Annotated in this window: 18 protein-coding genes; 10 read left to right on the top strand and 8 right to left on the bottom strand. The window is 40.6% G+C overall.

From position 1 onward, the window contains the following. Positions 1-120 precede the first annotated feature (120 nt). The 3 genes from FD724_RS15675 to FD724_RS15665 all read left to right on the top strand — a co-directional run bounded on the left by FD724_RS15675 (position 121) and on the right by FD724_RS15665 (position 4,959). Positions 121-1,197: a glycosyltransferase family 4 protein gene (locus FD724_RS15675; protein ID WP_179073259.1), complete on the top strand. Its 1,077-nt coding sequence runs from the start codon at positions 121-123 to the stop codon at positions 1,195-1,197. Positions 1,198-1,356: 159 nt separating this feature from the next. Then, complete coding sequence (locus tag FD724_RS15670; RefSeq protein ID WP_179073258.1) at positions 1,357-2,553, top strand: glycosyltransferase family 4 protein; 1,197 nt, start codon at positions 1,357-1,359, stop codon at positions 2,551-2,553. A gap of 159 nt (positions 2,554-2,712) precedes the next feature. Further along, positions 2,713-4,959, top strand: a complete 2,247-nt coding sequence (locus tag FD724_RS15665) for a polysaccharide biosynthesis tyrosine autokinase (protein WP_179073257.1) — start codon at positions 2,713-2,715, stop codon at positions 4,957-4,959. 289 nt (positions 4,960-5,248) lie between these two features. Here the strand turns inward: FD724_RS15665 and FD724_RS15660 are convergent, their stop codons facing one another. From FD724_RS15660 to fabI, 5 genes are all read right to left on the bottom strand, one after another. Next, entirely contained in the window at positions 5,249-6,670 is a 1,422-nt protein-coding gene (locus tag FD724_RS15660; protein WP_242060687.1) for a right-handed parallel beta-helix repeat-containing protein, read from the bottom strand. 909 nt (positions 6,671-7,579) lie between these two features. Further along, positions 7,580-9,049 carry an SLBB domain-containing protein gene (locus tag FD724_RS15655; RefSeq protein ID WP_179073256.1) on the bottom strand — a complete coding sequence of 490 codons (1,470 nt, stop codon included), beginning with the start codon at positions 9,047-9,049 and terminating at the stop codon, positions 7,580-7,582. A 534-nt stretch (positions 9,050-9,583) separates the two neighbouring features. After that, positions 9,584-10,567: an ABC transporter ATP-binding protein gene (locus FD724_RS15650; protein ID WP_179073255.1), complete on the bottom strand. Its 984-nt coding sequence runs from the start codon at positions 10,565-10,567 to the stop codon at positions 9,584-9,586. A 140-nt stretch (positions 10,568-10,707) separates the two neighbouring features. Then, positions 10,708-11,343 (bottom strand): imidazoleglycerol-phosphate dehydratase HisB, encoded by a 636-nt coding sequence (gene hisB, locus FD724_RS15645; RefSeq protein WP_179073254.1) that lies wholly within the window; start codon positions 11,341-11,343, stop codon positions 10,708-10,710. Positions 11,344-11,441: 98 nt separating this feature from the next. Further along, positions 11,442-12,218, bottom strand: coding sequence for an enoyl-ACP reductase FabI (fabI, locus tag FD724_RS15640; protein ID WP_114080424.1), 777 nt, complete (start codon positions 12,216-12,218; stop codon positions 11,442-11,444). 379 nt (positions 12,219-12,597) lie between these two features. On the opposite strand from fabI, the gene ntcA reads away from it, so the two are divergent. The 3 genes from ntcA to FD724_RS15625 all read left to right on the top strand — a co-directional run bounded on the left by ntcA (position 12,598) and on the right by FD724_RS15625 (position 15,499). Next, complete coding sequence (gene ntcA, locus FD724_RS15635; protein WP_010998529.1) at positions 12,598-13,269, top strand: global nitrogen regulator NtcA; 672 nt, start codon at positions 12,598-12,600, stop codon at positions 13,267-13,269. Between the two features lie 168 nt (positions 13,270-13,437). Further along, positions 13,438-14,928, top strand: coding sequence for a DUF3084 domain-containing protein (locus FD724_RS15630; RefSeq protein ID WP_179073253.1), 1,491 nt, complete (start codon positions 13,438-13,440; stop codon positions 14,926-14,928). Positions 14,929-15,043: 115 nt separating this feature from the next. Continuing rightward, positions 15,044-15,499 (top strand): pre-16S rRNA-processing nuclease YqgF, encoded by a 456-nt coding sequence (locus FD724_RS15625; protein ID WP_179073252.1) that lies wholly within the window; start codon positions 15,044-15,046, stop codon positions 15,497-15,499. 104 nt (positions 15,500-15,603) lie between these two features. On the opposite strand, the gene FD724_RS15620 is transcribed toward FD724_RS15625, so the two are convergent. Beyond that, the gene (locus tag FD724_RS15620; RefSeq protein WP_372726526.1) at positions 15,604-15,873 is read right to left on the bottom strand and encodes a DUF3146 family protein; all 270 of its coding nucleotides are present in this window, start codon (positions 15,871-15,873) and stop codon (positions 15,604-15,606) included. A gap of 305 nt (positions 15,874-16,178) precedes the next feature. Continuing rightward, positions 16,179-16,940 (bottom strand): hypothetical protein, encoded by a 762-nt coding sequence (locus tag FD724_RS40920; RefSeq protein ID WP_256874571.1) that lies wholly within the window; start codon positions 16,938-16,940, stop codon positions 16,179-16,181. 159 nt (positions 16,941-17,099) lie between these two features. On the opposite strand from FD724_RS40920, the gene FD724_RS15610 reads away from it, so the two are divergent. The 4 genes from FD724_RS15610 to FD724_RS15595 all read left to right on the top strand — a co-directional run bounded on the left by FD724_RS15610 (position 17,100) and on the right by FD724_RS15595 (position 19,598). Further along, positions 17,100-17,966: an aldo/keto reductase gene (locus FD724_RS15610; protein ID WP_179073251.1), complete on the top strand. Its 867-nt coding sequence runs from the start codon at positions 17,100-17,102 to the stop codon at positions 17,964-17,966. 134 nt (positions 17,967-18,100) lie between these two features. Next, complete coding sequence (locus FD724_RS15605; protein WP_147262433.1) at positions 18,101-18,313, top strand: hypothetical protein; 213 nt, start codon at positions 18,101-18,103, stop codon at positions 18,311-18,313. A 42-nt stretch (positions 18,314-18,355) separates the two neighbouring features. After that, positions 18,356-18,901, top strand: a complete 546-nt coding sequence (gene psbP, locus FD724_RS15600) for a photosystem II reaction center PsbP (RefSeq protein WP_114080420.1) — start codon at positions 18,356-18,358, stop codon at positions 18,899-18,901. A 103-nt stretch (positions 18,902-19,004) separates the two neighbouring features. Then, positions 19,005-19,598, top strand: coding sequence for a nucleoside triphosphate pyrophosphatase (locus FD724_RS15595; protein WP_179073250.1), 594 nt, complete (start codon positions 19,005-19,007; stop codon positions 19,596-19,598). Between the two features lie 22 nt (positions 19,599-19,620). Here FD724_RS15595 and dhaL read toward each other — a convergent pair whose 3' ends face one another. Next, a complete protein-coding gene (gene dhaL / locus FD724_RS15590; protein ID WP_179075526.1) occupies positions 19,621-20,268 on the bottom strand; it encodes a dihydroxyacetone kinase subunit DhaL in 648 nt (215 codons plus the stop codon). Positions 20,269-20,291 lie beyond the last annotated feature (23 nt).

The raw sequence follows: 20,291 nt of genomic DNA, 5'->3' as shown, positions 1-20,291 counted from the left end.
GGTTTAATGAGATAATTATGCAGCCCCTGGAATTTCGTAAAACTAAATCAAACGATAATTTTAATTCTTTCATTGATATATTAGCTAGAATATAGACCAATTATTTACAAGTTACAGGTTATGTATCAAACTAATACTTTCAAGGTTATTATGCTAGGCCCTTGCTTACTCCAGCAAGGTGGTATTTCCGGTTATGAGAAACTTTTTTTGGAGTATGCTCCTTCTGAAGTCCAAGTCTCTCATATCATTACTCACGAGGAAGGAGCTATCGCACTCAAAATCACAGTGTTTTTGAAAGCTATATGTGAATTTATATGGATGTTAATAAGGGAAGAAGTTGATATTGTTCAAATTCAAATTTCACAGCGCGGCAGTGTTTTACGGCAAGCAACTATGGCACTTTTAGCTTGGGTATTTCACAAGCCAATAATTTTACATGCTCATGGTAGTCAATTTCATCTTTTCTATGCTGGACTTCCAAAATGGGCACAGAAATTGCTAAGTTGGGTTATTTGCAAGTGTCGACGCTTAATTGTATTATCTGAAAGTTGGAAAAGCTTCTATATAGAAAATCTTGGTCTTAAACCTGAACAAGTTGTAGTTTTGTACAATCCAGTAAAATTTCCTTATGAAGTTCCATACCGTTCAGCTTCTGTAAAAGTGAACTTACTTTTTTTAGGACGAATTGGTCAACGGAAAGGAGCATTTGATTTGATCAAAGCTTTTTCTTTTTTGCCTACTGAATATAAAAATAGATCAAGTCTGATTATGGCAGGAGATGGAGACATAGAAGAGGCACGCAATTTAATTACGACTTTAAACTTACAAAACTATATACAATTGCCTGGCTGGATAGGGTCAAATGAACGTGATATTCTTTTAAGTAAGGCAGATGTTTTTGTGTTGCCCTCTTATAACGAAGGTCTCCCACTAGCAATGCTGGAAGCAATGGCTTGGGAGTTACCAGTCATAGTTACACCAGTAGGAGGCATACCTGAGATAGTTACTCAATCTGAAAATGGATTAATTGTTAATCCAGGAAGTGTTGAGCAGCTATCAGATGCTATTAGGTCTTTGATTGAAAATGAGGATTTGAGGCTCTCTCTAGGATCTAAAGCGAGAAAAAGTGTTTTTCATCTTGATATCAAAAATCACTGGATTTCTTTTCTTGATTTATATCGTTCAGTGTTAAGTTGAAAAAATAAATCTAGCAACTGCAAAACGGAAAGCTATAAAAATGCAGACCTCCACTTGATTCAGCCCAGTTTCACAAGGAATGACTAAAATTTACCCAAAAAAGGCAGATTTTAGAATTGACAAGTCAGTGTTTTACTAAACTGATTAAGAGTTGAGATTATGATGGCATTACCTAAAAAAGTACTAATTATCGTTGAAAATCTGCCAGTTCCCTTTGATCGGCGGGTATGGATGGAAGCAACTACTTTGCAAAAAGCTGGGTATGAAGTTAGCGTAATTTCACCAACAGGTAATGGGTTTGAGAAATCTTACGAGATTATTGAGAAAATTCACATTTACCGTCATCCTCTACCACCAGAAGAAAGTTCTGTTCTTGGTTATCTTCGAGAGTATAGTTGGGCGATTAATTGGCAATTCCGTCTAGCTCAACGGGTATGGCGAGAGCGGGGTTTTGATGTTATCCATATTTGTAATCCGCCGGATTTACTTTTTTTAGTAGCGGTATGGTTTAAATTATTTCGTCGCATCTGGGTTATCTTTGATCATCATGACCTCAGTCCGGAGATGTATGAAGCTAAGTATCAACGGCGGGATATTTTTTATCATGGATTATGCTGGGCTGAACGTTTGACCTATGCCACAGCAGACATAGTAATTTCAACGAACGAGTCGCACCGAGAGGTAGCTCTTACCCGTGGGCACAAGAAACCGGAGAAGGTCTTTGTAGTTCGTAGTGCGCCCGATCTTTCCCGTTTTCACCGAATGCCCCCAAATCCGAATTATCGTAGAGGTAAGAAGCACTTGATAGGATATATGGGTGTCATGGGTGAACCAGAGGGAATTGATTATCTTCTGAGAATAGTATATTATATTACCCATAAAAAAAATCGCCAAGATATTCACTTTATGTTGATTGGTAGTGGTCCAGCAGCCGAAAAACTTAAAGTTTTATCCAAAGAGTTAGAAGTGAGTGAGTTTGTAGAATTTACCGGATTTAAGCAAGGGGAGGAACTTTTAGAAAGGCTTTCCAGTTGTGACGTTTGTGTAGAACCCTCCCCAACATCTGCTTATAACGAAAACTGCACCATGAATAAAATCCTCGAATACATGGCGATGGGAAAAGCAATTGTCCAGTTTGATTTGCGAGAGGGAAGACGTTCTGCACAGGAAGCATCTCTTTATGCCAAGCCTAATGATGAGGTTGAATTTGCTGAGAAAATTCTAGAGCTTCTAGATTCTCCTGAACTAAGAGAAAAGATAGGAGCCGAGGGACGACTGAGAATGGAGAAGATTCTTGAATGGCAATATCAAGCTCCAAAATTGTTAGAAGCTTATGATAAGATTTGGCAAAGCTAGTTGGCATTGTTGTGCGACAATGCCAACTAAATTTATAACTTAGATAGTCTATACTATTGTCATATTGTCAAATCGCATCATTCTTGTCAATTGCAGTGGTTTGTGCATTCTCTAAGTCTTTTTTAGTTTCTTACTTAATATCTGTATTTGGGAAGATTTATGTCAGAAAAATCTACGGAATCTAGAGAATCTATTGATTTAGACCTCAGTCGTTACCTATTCATATTGAAACGATGGTGGCTACCTGCTACTGCGATATTTACAGCTACAGTTATCCTCAGTGCTATAGCTACACAATTTATGAAGCCATCCTATGAAGCCGAAGGGAAACTATTATTTAGAATTCCTTCTTTTAAAGTAGTAGGATCTAGTCTTTTGCCTAGTAATACAGAAGGAGGAGATGCAGGGGATTTAAAATCGCTGCTAGCAACTCAAAATCCTATAAACACTCAGATAGAAGTTATTTCTTCCCCTGCTTTATTGCAAAAGACAATAGATAAGCTACAACTAAAAGACCAAGAAGGAAAACCTTTAGAAGTAGAAAAGCTCCGAAAATCTTTGACCCTGAAAATTGTTAGTGCAACAGATGTATTGCGAATTAGCTATACCAGCCCTGACCCCGAGCAATCAGCAGCAGTGGTCAACACAATTATGAGTCTTTATTTGGATAATGATATTCTGACAAATCGCTCTGAGGCGGCAGCAACTCGTCAATTTATTGCCAGGCAGCTTCCTAAAACTCAAGAGGTTGTTAATAATACAGAAGTAGCACTACGTATATTTAAACAGAAGTATCAGATAGCAGACCTGTCAGAGGAGACAAAGTCAGCTGTTTCAACTATTGGAAATCTAGACAATGAGATGAATAATGTTAAGGCTCAGCTGGATGAGATAAACGCCCAAACCAATGAACTGCGCCAGAAAGTAGAGCTAAATTCTCAGGAAGCGATCGCTGTGAGTGCCCTTAGTCAGTCACCGGCAGTGCAGGGAGTTCTTGCACAACTTCAAGAAACTGACCGACAGCTAGCAATTGAGCGTAGCCGTTTCCTAGATGACAATCCTGTTATTATTAACTTAGAAGCAAAAAAATCTAGCTTAAAATCCCTTTTACAACAGCAAATTGGTCAGACTGTTGGCAATAAAACAGAAGTTTCACAGAACCTATTACAGATTGGAGAACTAAGACAAAACCTGATCCAAAATTTTCTGCAGTCAGAAATACAGCGCATTGGTTTAGCAAAAAGACTCTCCTCTTTATATAACTCCCGTTCTATATACGAAAAGCGCGTTAAACTCATACCCCAACTAGCACAAAATCAGAGGGAGTTAGAACGAAAAGTTGAAGTTGCAGAATCAACATATCAAACTCTGTTAAAAAAGGTTCAAGAATTACAGTTAGTTGAGAATACAAATACAGCCAGCTCGCGGATTATTGCTCAGGCTATAGTGCCAGATAAGCCGGTAGAAAGCAAAAAAATTATTGTTTTAGTGCTAGGAGTAATGTTCGGTTTATTCTTGGCTACTACAACAGTTCTTGTTCTAGGTATGAGAGATAGATCTCTGAAAACCCTTCAAGAAATCAGAGATATATTTAGATATACTTTGTTAGGCGTTGTGCCTTTGTCTGTTAAAAAGATTCGCTCCCGTTATTCAAACGCAGAATCAATAAATCAAACAATTGCTGTCAGAGATACGCCTTACTCTTTAACTAGCGAAATGTACAGAATGATTCAAGCGAATCTGAAATTCCTGAGTTCAGATAAAGTGCTGAAAACTATTGTGGTAACTAGCGCAGTTCCTAAAGAAGGCAAGTCTACAGTTTCAGCTAATTTGGCAACAGCGATCGCTCAATTAGGACGTCGAGTTTTACTAATAGATGCAGATATGCGAGTTCCTTCTCAGCATCATCTGTGGGAAGTAAGTAATGCAGATGGCTTGAGTGAAGTTCTTATAGGTCAGACTGAATTTGATGTTGCTTTATCTAAAGTAATGGATAATCTTGATGTCTTAACTGCTGGCTCTAGACCTCCCAATCCACTTGCTTTGCTTGACTCAAAGCGAATGGCATCGCTAATTGAAAGTTTTTCATCTCAATATAAATATGATTTTGTAATTATTGATGCTCCTCCCTTGCTTTTGGCAGCCGATGCTTTGACTATAAACCAAATGACTGATGGGATTTTGTTAGTCGCTCGACCTGGGGTAATTGATTCTAACAGTGCATCTGCCGCTCAAGAAATGCTAGAGAGATCCAGTCACAACGTATTAGGTTTAGTTGTGAATGGTATCATTGATAAAAATGAATCTAGTAGTTATTTCAACCATGTTAAACAATACTTTAATCATCAAGATTTGGCAAAAGAGACAAAGCTAAAAAAACGTATTCCAGACAAAACTTCTGTATAAATTAAGTTAAATAAATTAGGATTTTGTCTTACCAGTTATTTAATACCATAACTGGTAAATAATAGTAGAGGATTAATTACACATAACTTGGCTGAAATTCTTGCCTAGTAAAACATCAATAATTAATTCTGTTGGGATACTTGTATCATATCTGTTTAATTATTTAGCCAAAAAACAATAAGCCTACTTTCACAGGTAGGCTTATTGTTTTGTATAACTCTAGACTTCAGCCTGACAGAACTATGTGTTGTAGATTGTTGGGTGTAGATTTCAGGACACAATATTACGGTTACTGATATTCGTGTGCCCCAATATCATATCCAGCACCAACAGGACGAGGTTTACCAAAATAATCATTTTTCAAATTATTCCACTTAAAACCATTATTGATGGCCCGACTAGTCCCCTTTATTCTAAAGTCACCACCTGAGGCATTTACAAATTGTGGATCTGCCATAATATCGTTAGGTCCCACAGAAACTGCACGAGAACCATTGTTGTTGTAGAGGTTGTAGTTAAAAGTAGTGTTGGTACTTTTATTATTCGTACTTATTGTTTTGTTAGGCGCAGCATAAATGATGTTATTGATAACCTTGACATCACCTGAATAATTACTCATGATTTGCCCGTGAGTAATTTCCTTAGTCTGGTTATTCAGATAAACTGTGTTGTGGACAATATCCACATGGTCGCTTGAAAAAGTATGAATGCCCGTACCACCATTTTTATATGAGATATTGTTGGCAATCAAAGTACGTCCTTGATACCCATTATCTCGTGACTTATCAACAATAATACCATTACCGTCTTGGAACTTTCCATTGTAATACCAGGGAACAAACATTTGATTGTTGTAGACTTTGTTTCTGGTAACATACATCCTATAGTTCTGGTTATTATCATAATTCCAATTGTTGAGCAGTGAAATGCCACTAGCCCCGTATGGTGAGTACCAGGCATTATTATATACCTCGTTGTTGTCCACTGTTACATAGTCCGATTCAATAACTGAAATACCGGCACCGCCACAATCATGTACCTTGTTGTTGAGAATACGTATGTGGTGGGAACGACCATTTTTTCGTCCATCTGTGTTTATGCAGTTTCCACTCGTCAGTGGGTTAGATGTATTATACTTCTGACTCAACGCATAACTCAGGGTTATATTGGTATTGTTCCCTGCAACCTCCAGACCATTTATCTCAATATATGAGGTTCCATTCTCAATGGAAATTCCATTCCATCCATTGTGCTGGATTTTTGGCTTATCTCCAGGATATGCCTTATAGGTAATCCATGAATTTGCCGTTCCAGAGCGTTTAATTACTAGTACTGAGCCATTGGGGTTACTATTCTTGTATACTCCGTCCATGATCAGTACTGTAGTGCCAGGACTAGTTAGGTCTGCTGCTCTTTGAATTGTCCTAAAGGCAGATGACGGAGTGAGTCCGCTATTTTTGTCACTTCCGTTACCACTAACATAGTATGTTGTAGTTGTAACCTGGCTGATCAGCTTGCGACTTGGTAGTGGTGTGCTTTGATCGGTGGATAACTGACGAACGTCTTTAACTAAAGACTCTGTTATTCTCTGTCCTTGAACCAGACCTGTTAACGCCCAGGGGAGTACAAGAGATGCACTTAAACTGAGAAAGCCTAAACCATGAATCATCATAGGGAAAAATAGGGTATATTGCAAAAACTGAATCGTCAACGGTCAGTAACTCTAGCCTTGGTCAGTAAGTCAGTATTGGATACGGTCGTGTAACTGCCATTTGTAAGTTTATAAACGGTTTATCAGGTTTACACCTGAGCATTTCCACGCAAAAATTGCTGAAATGTCTTTCTAAGTAGTGTTAAAAAAAAGGCAGCCATCTGGTAAAATTACTGAAAACTTTTCAGTATGCAGAGTCATCCCATTAATGGACACTAACCAACCGTACAAATGACATCATTTCCAATTGGACATCATTCTACTGTGTATACGCGGTATCTGTAGTTAAGATAGTATATCTGTCATTAAACAGTTATTTTACTTAAATAATTCTTATGATAATGATAATTAGATCGAGGAACCAAGTCTTGCAGGGAGTAGATTATACAATCTTTACCTTCTAAAGTATTCTCATTATCATAAAAAATCAGAGTAACTAAAACAAAGTTTTAAAGGGTATATCAATGACAAATTCAGAAACTTCAGTGATAGCTTTCGGTTTACGGAATTTGAAGCTCAGTAATAAGGCTTAGACTTTTATAAAATTTAGTATAAAATATAAAGAATTTATTATGTACTCTAGTATTGTCTTATCCTATGGTCAAATAAGAGTATATGGAAAGCGTTGGGGAGAAGTGTATTTCATTTACTGGCAACTGCTGTAATTTAACTAATACTTACGCGTAAGAGAGACTCGCTTTTTTTTAAGAGGGATCGAGCTTTCTGGTTTTGAGTGCGTAAGTTCAGTTAATAAAAGAGGTGGTTATTGTGAAGGACAGTTCAAGAGAGATGAATATTGATCTCTCGCAAGGGAATACACCAAGAGCAATCTTTTTGACTATATATATATTGTAATTTTGGGGACGGAGAAGTTTAACCAACGCCCCCAATTTGCATCTGTGTCTAAAACTAGAGTCCGAACAAGTTCAGAAGATTAAAGATAACACCGAGAGGACCAGTTATAGTGTTTATGGTATCGCCAGTCTTAGCGGAACCCGATCGGTTAACTACCACAACATCATTATTGCGGAGTATGGGATTAGTTTGCTCATTAATGCCAGCAGAAAAATCCACTTTTACTATGCGTTTAGTGACAGAACCGTTAGGGTTGAGGCGAATCAAATCAACTGCACTGCTGCTAGCTCTGGCATCATTAAATCCGCCAGCTGCCAGTATAGCTTGATTTAAAGAGCTATTCGGCTGAACATCTGTTAACCCTGGTTTTTTAACTTCACCTACCACGCCAACTTGAATGCGTGTAGGAGACAAAGTAGTGGTAGCTAATTGAGTAGCTTCTGCGGGGTTAATCTCAGTTGCCGTCGGAATAACAATCGTATCTCCGTCTTGCACGATGATGTCTTGACTAGCATCGCCACTCTGCAATAGTTGCCAAAGGTTAATATCTATAGCTTGTTCTGAGCCAGTTCTTGTAAGTCGACGTAGCCTGAGATTACGAACATCAGCCTGTGCTGTAATTCCTCCAGCTAGTTGAATAACCCGTGTCACATTTGGTAGACCATTGGGATTAGCAGTGCCACTGTTAGTTGCTGCGCCCCCCTGAGCATCTGTGCTGGCTGGGGTGACAAGATACGAACCGGGACGGTTAACTTCACCGATAATTGTTACCGTGCGAGGCGTGGTTTGGCTGGCAGCAAAGTTAGATGCAAATATATTACGAGATTCTGCCACGTTGAAGTTGGTTGCTGTTGGTACAACTATGGTGTCTCCATCACGCAAGGTAATATCCTGTGATAACCTACCTGTTTGGATAAGTTCCTTCAAATTGACGCTAACGGCTTGCTCTGAAGAACGTCCTATTTTACGCCTTAATTGAATTTGACTCACATCCGCAGCCAAGGTTACGCCCTGTGCTGTTGTCAATGCGGCTAATACAGTGGGGTACTGTACGCCTGGATTGTCTCCCGCGCCTCCGCTCAAGCTAAGAGTGTAAGCTCCTGGACGTGTCACTTCTCCAGCAACAAAAACATTGATAGGACGAGGCGATAACAGATTGACTGAGATTAAGGGACGTTTGAGGAAGCGAGCATATCTTCTAGCAATTTCGTCAGCAGCCTGTTCAGTTGTTAGACCGAGGACTGACACACTGCCAATTAAAGGTAGGTTGATTGCTCCACCTGGGGGAACTTGGTATTCTCCTGTATATTCAGGTACTTCAAATACATTTACCCGGATGCGATCGCCGCCTCCTAATGAATAATTAGTATCTAATTGTGTTTGTGTGCTTGGTGTTTGTGTAGTTGGTGGTAATGGTTGTCCCTGAGCTAGACTCGCAAATGGCACAGCGACATTGACAGCACTTAACAAAGCCACACCCACAACTGGCTGAGTTAGGAATTTAAACAAACTTGTGTTAAGCATATTTACCTGAGATTCTGAAACTACGATTAATAAAGTACTGTCTAAACATTTTTATTTTGACTATACCTAAGTATTCAAGTTCCCCAACACTCTTATTTTCCCCGAAAAGTGTAATTTTCCGGAGGAAATTTGTTTATTGAATTTGAATTTTTAGTGAAGTTAATTTAAAGTTGAGCAAACTTGAATATGGGGATTCTCAAAAAATATGTGACTTACGCAGATAAACGCAGTTTATATAAAAAATTGTCTGTTATGTAAAGAGGTACTTACGAATAATGCATTTCTACCAAAGTCAATTAAATTACACTTAAACTGTGATTCTAAATATTCTATTAGTAGTAATTTTTGCAAAAATTATGAACTCCATTATCGATTAACTACAAATAACCTTGAAAAAAGTTTGGAATTTAGTTTTTTGTGAGTTAGATTGAGCAAAAAAACTCAAAAAGGCGGGAATTTAATGTTCTTCTGTAAAAAGATACTACGTGTATACGTTGTTCAAACAAATCTAGAATTGAGTATTTGGCAACGAAATTAATTAACTGAGTTATTTTTTCTTTGAATTTGTTGAATAAAAAACTCTTCTAGGGAGTAACGCGACAAGTTCATGGCAATAATTTTACCTTCCATCAGACGAACACTAGCGAGGAAATCATAGTAATCGTTTTGTAGTGTACCTTGCCAGGAACCATCAGGTTCAAATCTGAGAGTGGGTATCCATTTTTTGAGAATTTCCCAGTCACCACCTTGACCTTTTACATGATATGTGTTGTCTACGCCTAACAGTTCATTAAGGGAACCAGAGCAAATTAGTTCACCTTGAGCAAGGATGGCAATGCGATCGCAAATCTGTTCTACTTCACTGAGAACGTGGCTATTGAAAAAAATCGTCTTCCCAGCAGCTTTTAGCGCCAAGATAATTTCCCGCATTTGGTAACGTCCCACCGGGTCGAGACCAGACATCGGTTCATCCAGAAAAACTAAATCTGGCTCGTTAATTAGCGCCTGTGCCATACCAACACGCTGTAGCATTCCTTTTGAATAGCGGCGTAAAAGCTTTTTACGAGCATCAGCTTGGGATAAACCCACTAATTCCAGCAGTTGGGGAATGCGTTGGCGTTGGACACTTTGGGGAATTTGGAATAGTCCAGCAGCTAGCTGCAAAAATTCCCAGCCAGTGAGATAGTCATACAAATAGGGATTTTCTGGCAAATAGCCGATATGTTGCTTAACATTGCGATCGCCTATAGGCTTATCCAATAACAATCCCTGTCCAGAAGTGGGATGAATAATTCCCAGCAACAATTTTAAAAGGGTGGTTTTACCAGCACCGTTTGGCCCCAGCAACCCAAAGGTTTCGCCTTTGTAAACCGTTAGAGAACAGTTTTTGAGAGATACGACTTTTTGATTTAGCCAAAAACCAGTGCGATAGACTTTTCGCAACTCAGAAGTTAGGACTACTGGCGGAGTGTCTGCCGTATTAAGTTGAGAATCAGGGTCATCTGCAACAGACTTCATCTTGGTTCAACTGCTAATTACCAGCTTGGTATTAATTACAAGTTACCTAGTAGGCTGATAATAACCATCACCAAGCCGTGTGTCAATTATTGGGGATTGGAAACTAGAGGGGAAATAATTAATGCCCCATTTGACTACTTTCAGAGAACGCCTTTAGAACTGGGAATTAGACCAGCACGACGAGAGTCAATCTCCACTGCTAGGCGTGTTGCTCTTGCAAAGGCTTTAAATGTCGCCTCTATGATGTGATGGGAATTAATGCCATCCAGTTGCCGAATGTGGAGTGTCATTTGGCTATGGTTCACCAATGCTACAAAGAATTCGCGCACGAGTTGGGTGTCATAGGTTCCTACGCGCTGGGTAGGAATTTGCAAGCCGTAGCTGAGGTGAGGCCGTCCCGAAAAGTCTAGCGCTACCTGAACTAAAGCTTCATCCAATGGCGCAAGAAAATTACCAAAACGGACAATACCTTTTCTGTCGCCTAGTGCTTGGTTGAAAGCTTGGCCTAAAGTAATGCCTACATCTTCGTTGGTGTGATGGTCATCAATTTCCCAGTCTCCTTTGGCTTGGACATCTATATCAATCAGCCCGTGGGAGGCAATTTGATGCAACATGTGATCTAAAAACGGAATGCCTGTTGCTGCCGTACAAGTTCCTCTACCATCGAGATTGATGGTAACTTGTACATCAGTTTCACCAGTAGTACGGTGAACAGTGGCAATCCGAGGGGTTTTAGTTGACTGGTCGTAGTTTGAATTAACTTTGCTAATTTGCATTGGGAATGGGGAATGGGGAATGGGGAGGGAATGACTAATGGGCAAGAATTTTACTAATACTCAATGCCCAATGCCTAATGCCCTATGCCCAAATTATCTTACATTCCCATAATTTCATATCCTGCATCTACATATAGAACTTGTCCGGTAATACCACTGGACAAATCACTACATAAGAAAGCGGCAGTATTACCCACTTCTAGCTGAGTGACAGTACGACGCAGGGGAGCTACTTCTTCGACATGATGGATCATATCCAAAATTCCACCAACTGCTGAAGATGCTAAGGTGCGGATGGGGCCTGCGGAGATGGCATTGACGCGGATATTTTGCGGCCCTAGTTCAGCAGCTAGGTAACGCACGCTCATTTCTAATCCTGCTTTCGCAACTCCCATAACGTTGTAGTTAGGAATTGCTCTAACACCGCCTAAATATGTCAGCGTGACGATACTACCTCCCTCAGTCATCAAAGGTTTCGCTGCACCACTTAACTGCACCAGCGAGTAGGTACTGATTTCTAAGGCAGTGTTGAAGCCAGAACGAGAGGTTTGGCTAAAGTCTCCACTTAAATCGTCTTTACTGGCAAAGGCCAGACAATGGATGAGAATGTCTAGCTTCCCCCATTGCTCACGAATTGTCTCAAAGGTAGATTGAATCTGTTCTTCATCTTGGACATTACAAGGAAGAAATAAGCTTGGGTTGAGGGGTTCTACCAACTCCGCAACTTTTTTCTCCATTTTGCCGCGTTCATCCGGCAGGTAGGTAATACCCAGGTTTGCTCCGGCTTTATGCAGCTGTTGGGCGATGCCCCAGGCGATCGAGCGGTTATTGGCAATACCTGTAACAAGAGCATTTTTTCCAGTCAGATTCAGCATAGAAATTGTTAATGCGATCGATCATTAGGAGCATACTAGAATCTGAGGCACGTTTGTCTTTGTTTTATACAGGATTTGCAAAAATGAATATTGAGAAGGGTGTTTGCTATGACAAAAATCTTGATTTTTCCTAAAGATTTTCTCAAGATATCTTTATTTGTTCTTTAAAAAACCCTTTTTAATACAGTTATTGGAACTACTTATCAACAATTAGTAGCTGAAAGGATCAACAATTATGTATCATTATAAACAAACAGTTATGAAGCGATTAGTTTGAGTATAGGAAAGTACAGAAAGGTTGACGGTGCTTTATTCATTTTTCGGGTGTATTCTTAGGTAATCAGTTTTTGTTTTTCCGGCATTGGGTAGGGGAAGGGAGATGATCGTGACACAAGATAAAGCCCTAGCAAATGTATTTCGTCAGATGGCGACCGGGGCGTTTCCGCCAGTTGTGGAAACGTTTGAACGCAATAAAACGATCTTTTTTCCTGGCGATCCTGCCGAACGAGTTTATTTTCTTTTGAAAGGTGCTGTTAAACTTTCTAGGGTGTACGAGGCAGGAGAGGAAATAACAGTAGCATTGCTTCGGGAAAATAGTGTTTTTGGTGTTTTGTCATTGCTGACAGGAAATAAGTCGGATAGGTTTTACCATGCGGTTGCATTTACCCCTGTGGAATTACTGTCAGCCCCAATTGAACAAGTAGAGCAAGCACTCAAGGAAAATCCAGAATTATCAATGTTAATGCTGCGGGGTCTTTCTTCGCGCATTTTACAGACAGAGATGATGATTGAAACTCTCGCTCACCGAGATATGGGTTCTAGGTTGGTGAGTTTTTTGTTAATTCTTTGTCGGGATTTTGGCGTTCCTTGTGCTGATGGGATCACTATTGATCTGAAGTTATCTCATCAGGCGATCGCAGAAGCAATTGGTTCAACTCGTGTTACCGTTACTAGGCTACTAGGGGATTTGCGTGAGAAAAAGATGATTTCTATCCACAAAAAGAAGATTACTGTGCATAAACCTGTTACCTTAAGTAGGCAATTCACATAAAATCAATCGGAGAAAGGGGAATCGGCGCGTGTTCTATTTTGAAAGATGACACTAATAGCTAGAGGTAAATCTAAAATTGAATAATTTCAGCTATTGCCAACTTCCACTTCTCCGCAGACAATGCTTAAAAGTAGTAGGCTGTATCTGGAAGGATTTCGGTAGCTAAAGATGACCACCGGATACATCCTCATCGCAGCAATTTTAATTCTGGGAGGCGTAATTGCCACCGTGGGCGATCGCATCGGCACACGAGTTGGCAAAGCCCGCCTCTCACTTTTTAAGCTTCGTCCGAAAAATACTGCTGTAGTGGTAACTATTTTTACGGGCGGTTTGATTTCAGCATCAACATTAGGAATTTTATTCGCTGCCGATGAAGGTTTGCGAAAGGGAGTTTTTGAATTAGAAGATATTCAAACAGACCTCAGACAGAAGCGGGAACAGCTAAAAACCGCAGAAACTCAGAAAAGTCAGGTAGAAAGTGAGCTAAATCAAGCAAGAATTGCCCAAGCAAAAGCACAACAAGACTTACAGGCAATTAATCAGTCTTTACAGGCAGCAAATGCCAAACAACTCCAAACACAAGCTCAGTTGAACCGCACCATTAGTCAACAAGCTCAAACTCAAACTCAACTCCAACGCACTCAAGGTCAGCTAGGACAAGTTGTAACTCAGTACCAAAAGGCCATAGCTGAGTTGCAAAGCGTTTCTAATCAGAGGAAAGAGCTACAGGCGGCAGTTGAACTACTGAAGACAGAACGACAACGACTGTACGCTGAAGCGAAAAAAGCCATCGACGAAGCCAAAACAGCTATTGAAAAACGCGATCGCGAACTCGCTAACCGTCAAGAAGCCATAGAACAACGCGATCAAAAAATCGGCCAACTCGATCAATTGATTCAAAAGCGTAATGTAGAAGTTGCAGCACGAGAGGAAGTGATTGCCAAACGGGAATCGCGCCTCAAAGAACTGGAAGCACAACAAGAGCAACTAGAACTAGAAGTTGCCAGGCTGGAAAAATATTATCAGTCTTACCGTGACCTGCGTCTAGGTAAGTTGGCCTTAGTTCGCGGTCAAGTTTTGTCTGCTGCTGTAATTCGTGTTACCCAACCTGCTGCGGCTCGTCGGGCAGTGGTACAACTTTTACAAGAAGCCAATCGCAACGCCAACCTCGAATTAAGTGAGCCTGGGGCAAATCCTGCCAATGTAGAGCTACTGCGCGTGACTCAGGATAGAATTGACCAATTGAGCAAGCAGATTAGCGATGGTCAAGAATATGTGGTGCGAATTTTCTCGGCTGGTAATTACGTCAGGGGAGAAAAGCAGATAGAGTTTTTCGCCGATACAGCGCGAAATCAATTGGTTTTTTCGGGAGGCGCAGTCCTAGCTACAACTAGTGCCGATTCCAAAACCATGACATCCTATCAGTTACAGCAGCGCTTGGAAATACTAATTTCTGCTTCCCAATTTCGCGCTCGTAATGCCGGAATTGTCGAGGATGTGCAAGTAGAGGGGACTTTCTTGCGCTTTGTTGCCCAATTAAGACAGTATAATCAACCCTTAGAAATCAAAGCGATCGCAGCAGAGGACACTTATACAGCCGGGCCATTGAGAGTAAAATTAGTAGCAATAGTCAACGGAAAAATTATTTTTAGTACTTAAAACATTATTTGCACACTGTTATTAGTAAGATTTAAACATATTCAACAGCAGTCAAAATAGTTGCTGTGATTGCATTTATTGATTTCTAATTCTTAATTTTTATTTTTAATTTCTTATGACTTTACGCGAATTTTCGCCAACGCAACCAGTCATATTGGGGTTTGATCCAGGTCGAGATAAGTGTGGTTTAGCGGTGATGGGACTGGATCGGCAATTGTATTATCATCAGGTTGTGCTAGCAAAAGAGGCGATCGCTACCATTGAAACACTGCGTCAAAAGTTTCCGATCTCCTTGATGGTCATGGGCGACCAAACTACAGCCAAGCAGTGGAGACAAAAATTATATCAGGAATTGACAGAACCTCTGAGTATTATTTTAGTGGATGAGCGATATACAACCTTAGAAGCACGCGATCGCTATTGGCAAATGTTCCCACCCAAAGGGCTAACAAAGCTATTGCCACCAGGTCTGCGACAGCCTCCAAGACCGATAGATGACATTGTTGCCATTCTCTTAATCGAAAGATACTTAAACCGCCTCACAGAATCAACACTTAGCAGTCAAGAGTGAGGAATGACATCCTTAACTCCTGTACAGACGCGATTAATGGGCCAGCGCGTTGTGGGTTTCCCCCCGTTGTAGCGGCTCGTCGCGTCTCTCCTAACTCCTAACTTTTAAAGTTCCGCCCGAATAGTAAAAGCATAATCTCCTCCAGGCTCTAGCTGATAATCTTGTTGCTCCAAAAATCGACCAAGGGGTTCTTTGATTAAAGCGCGGCCTTGGGAAGGCTTGACGGCAAGTTCTCCCCGGCGAAAATGCCACTGGAAATGCCACTCAAACTCACCTGCACTCACTTCACCCTCAAGGAAGCCGTGTTGCCAAGATTGGCGGGTGATTCTGACATGGGCAATAGTTTCTGGCAGTCGTCTTTTAGCACTCACAATGCTTTATGTCAAGTGTAGAATAACAGCCAATCATGTAGGCTTCTTATTTTATGTACCAAACATAGTCTAAATAGACAAACTGACAAAGTGAGTATTTTTAGTTGAGTCAGAATGGTACTAATGGAGAATGCTGGATGTGAAATTTCAGTTGAAAGTGACTCAAACTTCCTTAATCTAAGCCTTTCGTGTCTATATAGCAAATCCTAAATCATTTTTGATAGACAATATCCCCAGCTTCCTAGTTAAGTCAGCAATCTCTGACTTCAGTTTATGGCCACAGTGGTAAGTAGTGGGGATAGTTTTTGTTAAATTTTTAGAAATGAGAGTATCCTAGAAACTGTATATCTAACGCTTCTTTCATCAGTGTATTGTGGATTGATTGGGATTTCTTTGAAAGATTTCAGCACAATTACAGACCGATAAAGCTTAGAGTATTTATATTGCTTTTCTTGGATGTCAAAACGCAGAATATTTTCTAGTGGATGTTCAATAACTTGATTGCCACGAAGACTTTTGCGTTCGATAAAGACCTTATCGATACTCTTATAGAAGGTGCAGGTAGTTACAGGTGATGTTGCAAAAAAAGCAGCGACCGCCATGATAATTAATATAGATAAACTTAAGAAAAATAGATAATTTCGCTGATTTTGCTGTACTAATAGAGAAGTTTTACTAGAGTTGATAAAATCATTGGTTTTCAAGGTAAATTCTTGATTTTGTTCATAGCTAAGATGGGATAAAAGAGGAAAATCTTTAAATGGAGTCACAATTATAACCTGATAGCTTTTCGACCCTTTGCTGCCAGTCTTTGTGAGAATGTATGCTTCACTGGGATCAAACATTCTGAGTTTCTCCATCCTTCCCAGCAAATTAAACCGTCTCAATTCACAATTAATTTTGCTTGGCGAGAGGCGATCGCAATTGAGACTCACTGAAGCAGACTCAAAAAATAAGCAGTAAATCAAGAAGCTTAAACAAACAGTAAAAATGCACCACCCGATGAACCAATATCTGAGTGGTTGATGCTTTAGCTGCAATCTGGTACGGGTTTCCTCGATAATTTTCATCGGTGCTTGTGTATAGAATACTTAACCACTGAGTAGAGTATTCCCTTAGTAGCCCATTCACTTATCACTAAATCTAAGTACTAGGGAGGATTTATGATAAATCGCTCAAAAAGCTTTGACTAGCTGGGATAATTGGGTCAGAAAGCTATAGCTAGAAGCATGGAAACCAAACAGCTAGGAAAAACTGGTGTATTTGTGAGTGCGATCGGTTTGGGTGGTATGCCCATGTCAATCTCTAATCGCCCTCCTGAATCGCAATCAATCGAAGTTATTCATCGGGCTTTGGATTTGGGTATTACATTTATTGACACTGCCGACTCTTACTGCAAAGATGAGTCAGAAAAACACCACAACGAGCGACTAATTAATAAGGCGCTTACTAGTTACAAAGGCGATGTTAGCCAAGTAATTGTGGCAACTAAGGGCGGTTTGATGCGTCCCGATGGCAACTGGACAAGCAACGGCAACCCAGAACATTTGCGCGAAACAATTCGAGTCAGTTTTGAGGCGTTAGGTGGTGCTAAACCCATCGATGTTTGGCAATACCATTCTCCCGATAGTAAGTACACCATTGAAGAATCCCTTGCGCCAGTGAAAGAAGCAGTGGAGGCAGGTTTGATTAGGTTTGTGGGAGTTTCTAACTTTTCGGTTGAACAAATTAAGCGGGCGCAAGATGTAGTAGATATTGTCTCTGTGCAGAATCAATACAGCCCTTGGCAACGACAGCCAGAAAAGGACGGCGTGTTGAAGTATTGCGAACAACAAGAATTGACATTTTTGCCTTGGAGTCCCTTTGGTGGTAAACGTCGCCATCAGGATTTACAAGATATTCCGGCGATCGCTAAGTTAGCGAAAGAAAAAGGCGTGTCGGTATATAGTATCGTTCTAGCGTGGTTACGCTCCAAATCGCCCGCTATTTTGCCAATTCCTGGTGCTAGCAAGGTTTCTAGCATTGAAGACTCAGCACAAGCTATCAATGTGAAACTATCTGAAGAAGAAGTGCAAAAAATTGATCGCGCAACTTAATCATTTCACTAGCTAACTTAAGTAAGTGAGCGTAAATAATTGTCGTTGAGATAAGGCAATAGACAACAGGCAATAGGCAATAGGTATAAGGATTTTAGCCTAGTTCATTTCTCTTTACATAGTTTGGTTTTATTGTGCCAACTTACTTAGATTTAGTAAAAGTTGTCAAAGATTTACGCTCACTTTTAGTTAGCTTAAGACAGCGCAATAACTTACTATTCGGGTATTTGATGAAATCAGGGATATGTAAAGAAACAGTCTTTCCAAAAACAGACGATCGCTTAAGCAACCCCGAAACGCATCATCCGAAGCGTCCCGCTTGGTGGGAGAATAAAAACGATAAATGATGCAAGCCTGGTGTTCTCCCCAGCCCAAAGGAACTCGTATAAATGTGGAAAAGAATTGTATTAATTTTGCTATTGGTGTTGAGTTTCAGCCTGAGTAATTCTGATATAGCGGCTGCGGCTGGACTTAAAAGCTTTGTAGACACTAGTGATGGCTATCAGTTTTCATATCCTAACGGCTGGCTGCAAGTTAAAGTTGCCAACGGGCCAGATGTGGTTTTCCACGATTTGATTGAGGTGTCTGAAAACGTTTCGGTTGTGATTAGCCCAGTTCCAGAAGGCAAAACTTTATCAGAATTGGGAACCCCAACAGAAGTAGGATATAAGTTGGGAAAAGCTGCTCTTGCGCCTCCTGACTCTGGTCGTTCGGCTGAATTAGTCAATGCCGCAGAGCGAGAAGTAGACGGTAAAACGTACTACCTTTTAGAGTATGAGGTTAAACTTCCCAATAAACAGCAACGGCATAACATCGCCAGCGTAGCTGTTAGCCGTGGCAAACTTTTTACCCTCAACGCCTCAATTCCTGAAAAACGCTGGCAGAGAGTTAAAGGAATGATTGATGAGGTTGTAAATTCATTTACTGTCTATTAATTGGGAAATAGGGAATAGGGAATAGGGAATGGGGGATAGAGAAGAAATTTAATCACCAATCCCCCATGCCCCATACCCAATTAACAAGTTTTTTATAAATCTCATGAAAATTCCACCCTTTGTACTTGCCTCAGCTTCCCCGGCTCGTCGCCGCTTGCTGCAAACTGTTGGTATTGAACCAATAGTTCGAGCTAGTGACTTTGACGAGTCGCAAATCCAATTAAGTGAACCAGCAGAATTGGTCAAAACTCTTGCCCAATATAAGGCGGAAACTGTAGCCCCGCAGTTTGAATCAGCTTTGATTATGGGTTGTGATTCAGTTTTGTCCATGAATGGTGAAATTTACGGCAAACCAGCAGACACTTCTGAAGCGATCGCTCGTTGGCAGATAATGCAAGGTAGCTTTGGCGACTTGTATACAGGTCACGCTTTAATTGACCTTGAGCAAAACCGCATTATAGTCAAGTCTCAAGTTACAAGAGTTTACTTTGCTCAAATGAGCGATCGCGCAATTCTTGCTTATGTTGCCACAGGTGAACCACTCAAGTGTGCTGGAGCCTTTGCCATTGAAGGTTTTGGTAGTTTCTTTGTTGAAAAAATTGAAGGCTGTCACAGCAATGTAATAGGACTCAGTTTACCCCTGCTCCGGCAGATATTAGCGGAACTAGGATACGATGTCACTGATTTCTGGCAATAGTTATTGCGCCGATTGTTAATTTTCAATGGTCAGTTGTTTGGCCACTTTCCAGCACCTCTAACAAACTTTTCAACATTAAATAAGCAGAAGTCCCTCCTGGATCTTGATGTCCGATACTTCTTTCCCCCAGATAGCTAGCCCGTCCCTTTTTGGCCTGCATAGGTATAGTTTCTTGTAACCCCTTTTGGGCTGTTGCTACAGCCTGTTGCATCGCTTCCAGCGTTCCCTTACTTTCTCCTACAGCTTGCCCAAAAGCGACTACAGCCGGAGATAGCACATCCACCATTGTTTTGTCTCCTAGTTGCGCTTTGCCACGTTGCAGCACGCCGTCTAAACCTGCCTGTAATAGCCCTAACACATCTTGTTCTGTTAATTCTTGCTTATCTACTACTGCTGTACTAGCTCGTAAAAACCAGGTTCCATAAAGAGGGCCACTAGCACCGCCAATGGAAGAAATCAAGGTCATACTTACAGCTTTGAGAATGTTGCTGATGTCCTTGTCTCTAAGAGTTAGTAACTGAGTACTTACCTTTTTAAAACCGCGATCCATATTGATACCGTGGTCAGCATCTCCGATCGCAGCATCTAATTCTGTCAAATATGCTTTATTCTGCTCTATCTCGGTTGCATAAGCCTGCAACCATTGTAATATCTGCGCCTGACTCAACATAATTCGTAATGGGCTACGCCCCG

Origin of the sequence: Nostoc sp. C057, assembly GCF_013393925.1 — a bacterium.
In the GTDB taxonomy this organism is placed as follows: Bacteria; Cyanobacteriota; Cyanobacteriia; order Cyanobacteriales; family Nostocaceae; genus Nostoc; species Nostoc muscorum_A.
Note: the sequence above shows the minus strand (reverse complement) of the source record. Positions and strands in the feature narration are given on the sequence as shown.

What these genes read in the sequence shown, in the direction of transcription:
- FD724_RS15675 (WP_179073259.1), top strand. Translation starts at nt 121, where the DNA reads ATGTATCAAACTAATACTTTCAAGGTTATTATGCTAGGCCCTTGCTTA.
- FD724_RS15670 (WP_179073258.1), top strand. Translation starts at nt 1,357, where the DNA reads ATGATGGCATTACCTAAAAAAGTACTAATTATCGTTGAAAATCTGCCA.
- FD724_RS15665 (WP_179073257.1), top strand. Translation starts at nt 2,713, where the DNA reads ATGTCAGAAAAATCTACGGAATCTAGAGAATCTATTGATTTAGACCTC.
- FD724_RS15655 (WP_179073256.1), bottom strand. Translation starts at nt 9,049, where the DNA reads ATGCTTAACACAAGTTTGTTTAAATTCCTAACTCAGCCAGTTGTGGGT.
- FD724_RS15650 (WP_179073255.1), bottom strand. Translation starts at nt 10,567, where the DNA reads ATGAAGTCTGTTGCAGATGACCCTGATTCTCAACTTAATACGGCAGAC.
- hisB (WP_179073254.1), bottom strand. Translation starts at nt 11,343, where the DNA reads ATGCAAATTAGCAAAGTTAATTCAAACTACGACCAGTCAACTAAAACC.
- fabI (WP_114080424.1), bottom strand. Translation starts at nt 12,218, where the DNA reads ATGCTGAATCTGACTGGAAAAAATGCTCTTGTTACAGGTATTGCCAAT.
- ntcA (WP_010998529.1), top strand. Translation starts at nt 12,598, where the DNA reads ATGATCGTGACACAAGATAAAGCCCTAGCAAATGTATTTCGTCAGATG.
- FD724_RS15630 (WP_179073253.1), top strand. Translation starts at nt 13,438, where the DNA reads ATGACCACCGGATACATCCTCATCGCAGCAATTTTAATTCTGGGAGGC.
- FD724_RS15625 (WP_179073252.1), top strand. Translation starts at nt 15,044, where the DNA reads ATGACTTTACGCGAATTTTCGCCAACGCAACCAGTCATATTGGGGTTT.
- FD724_RS40920 (WP_256874571.1), bottom strand. Translation starts at nt 16,940, where the DNA reads ATGAAAATTATCGAGGAAACCCGTACCAGATTGCAGCTAAAGCATCAA.
- FD724_RS15610 (WP_179073251.1), top strand. Translation starts at nt 17,100, where the DNA reads ATGGAAACCAAACAGCTAGGAAAAACTGGTGTATTTGTGAGTGCGATC.
- psbP (WP_114080420.1), top strand. Translation starts at nt 18,356, where the DNA reads ATGTGGAAAAGAATTGTATTAATTTTGCTATTGGTGTTGAGTTTCAGC.
- FD724_RS15595 (WP_179073250.1), top strand. Translation starts at nt 19,005, where the DNA reads ATGAAAATTCCACCCTTTGTACTTGCCTCAGCTTCCCCGGCTCGTCGC.
- dhaL (WP_179075526.1), bottom strand. Translation starts at nt 20,268, where the DNA reads ATGTTGAGTCAGGCGCAGATATTACAATGGTTGCAGGCTTATGCAACC.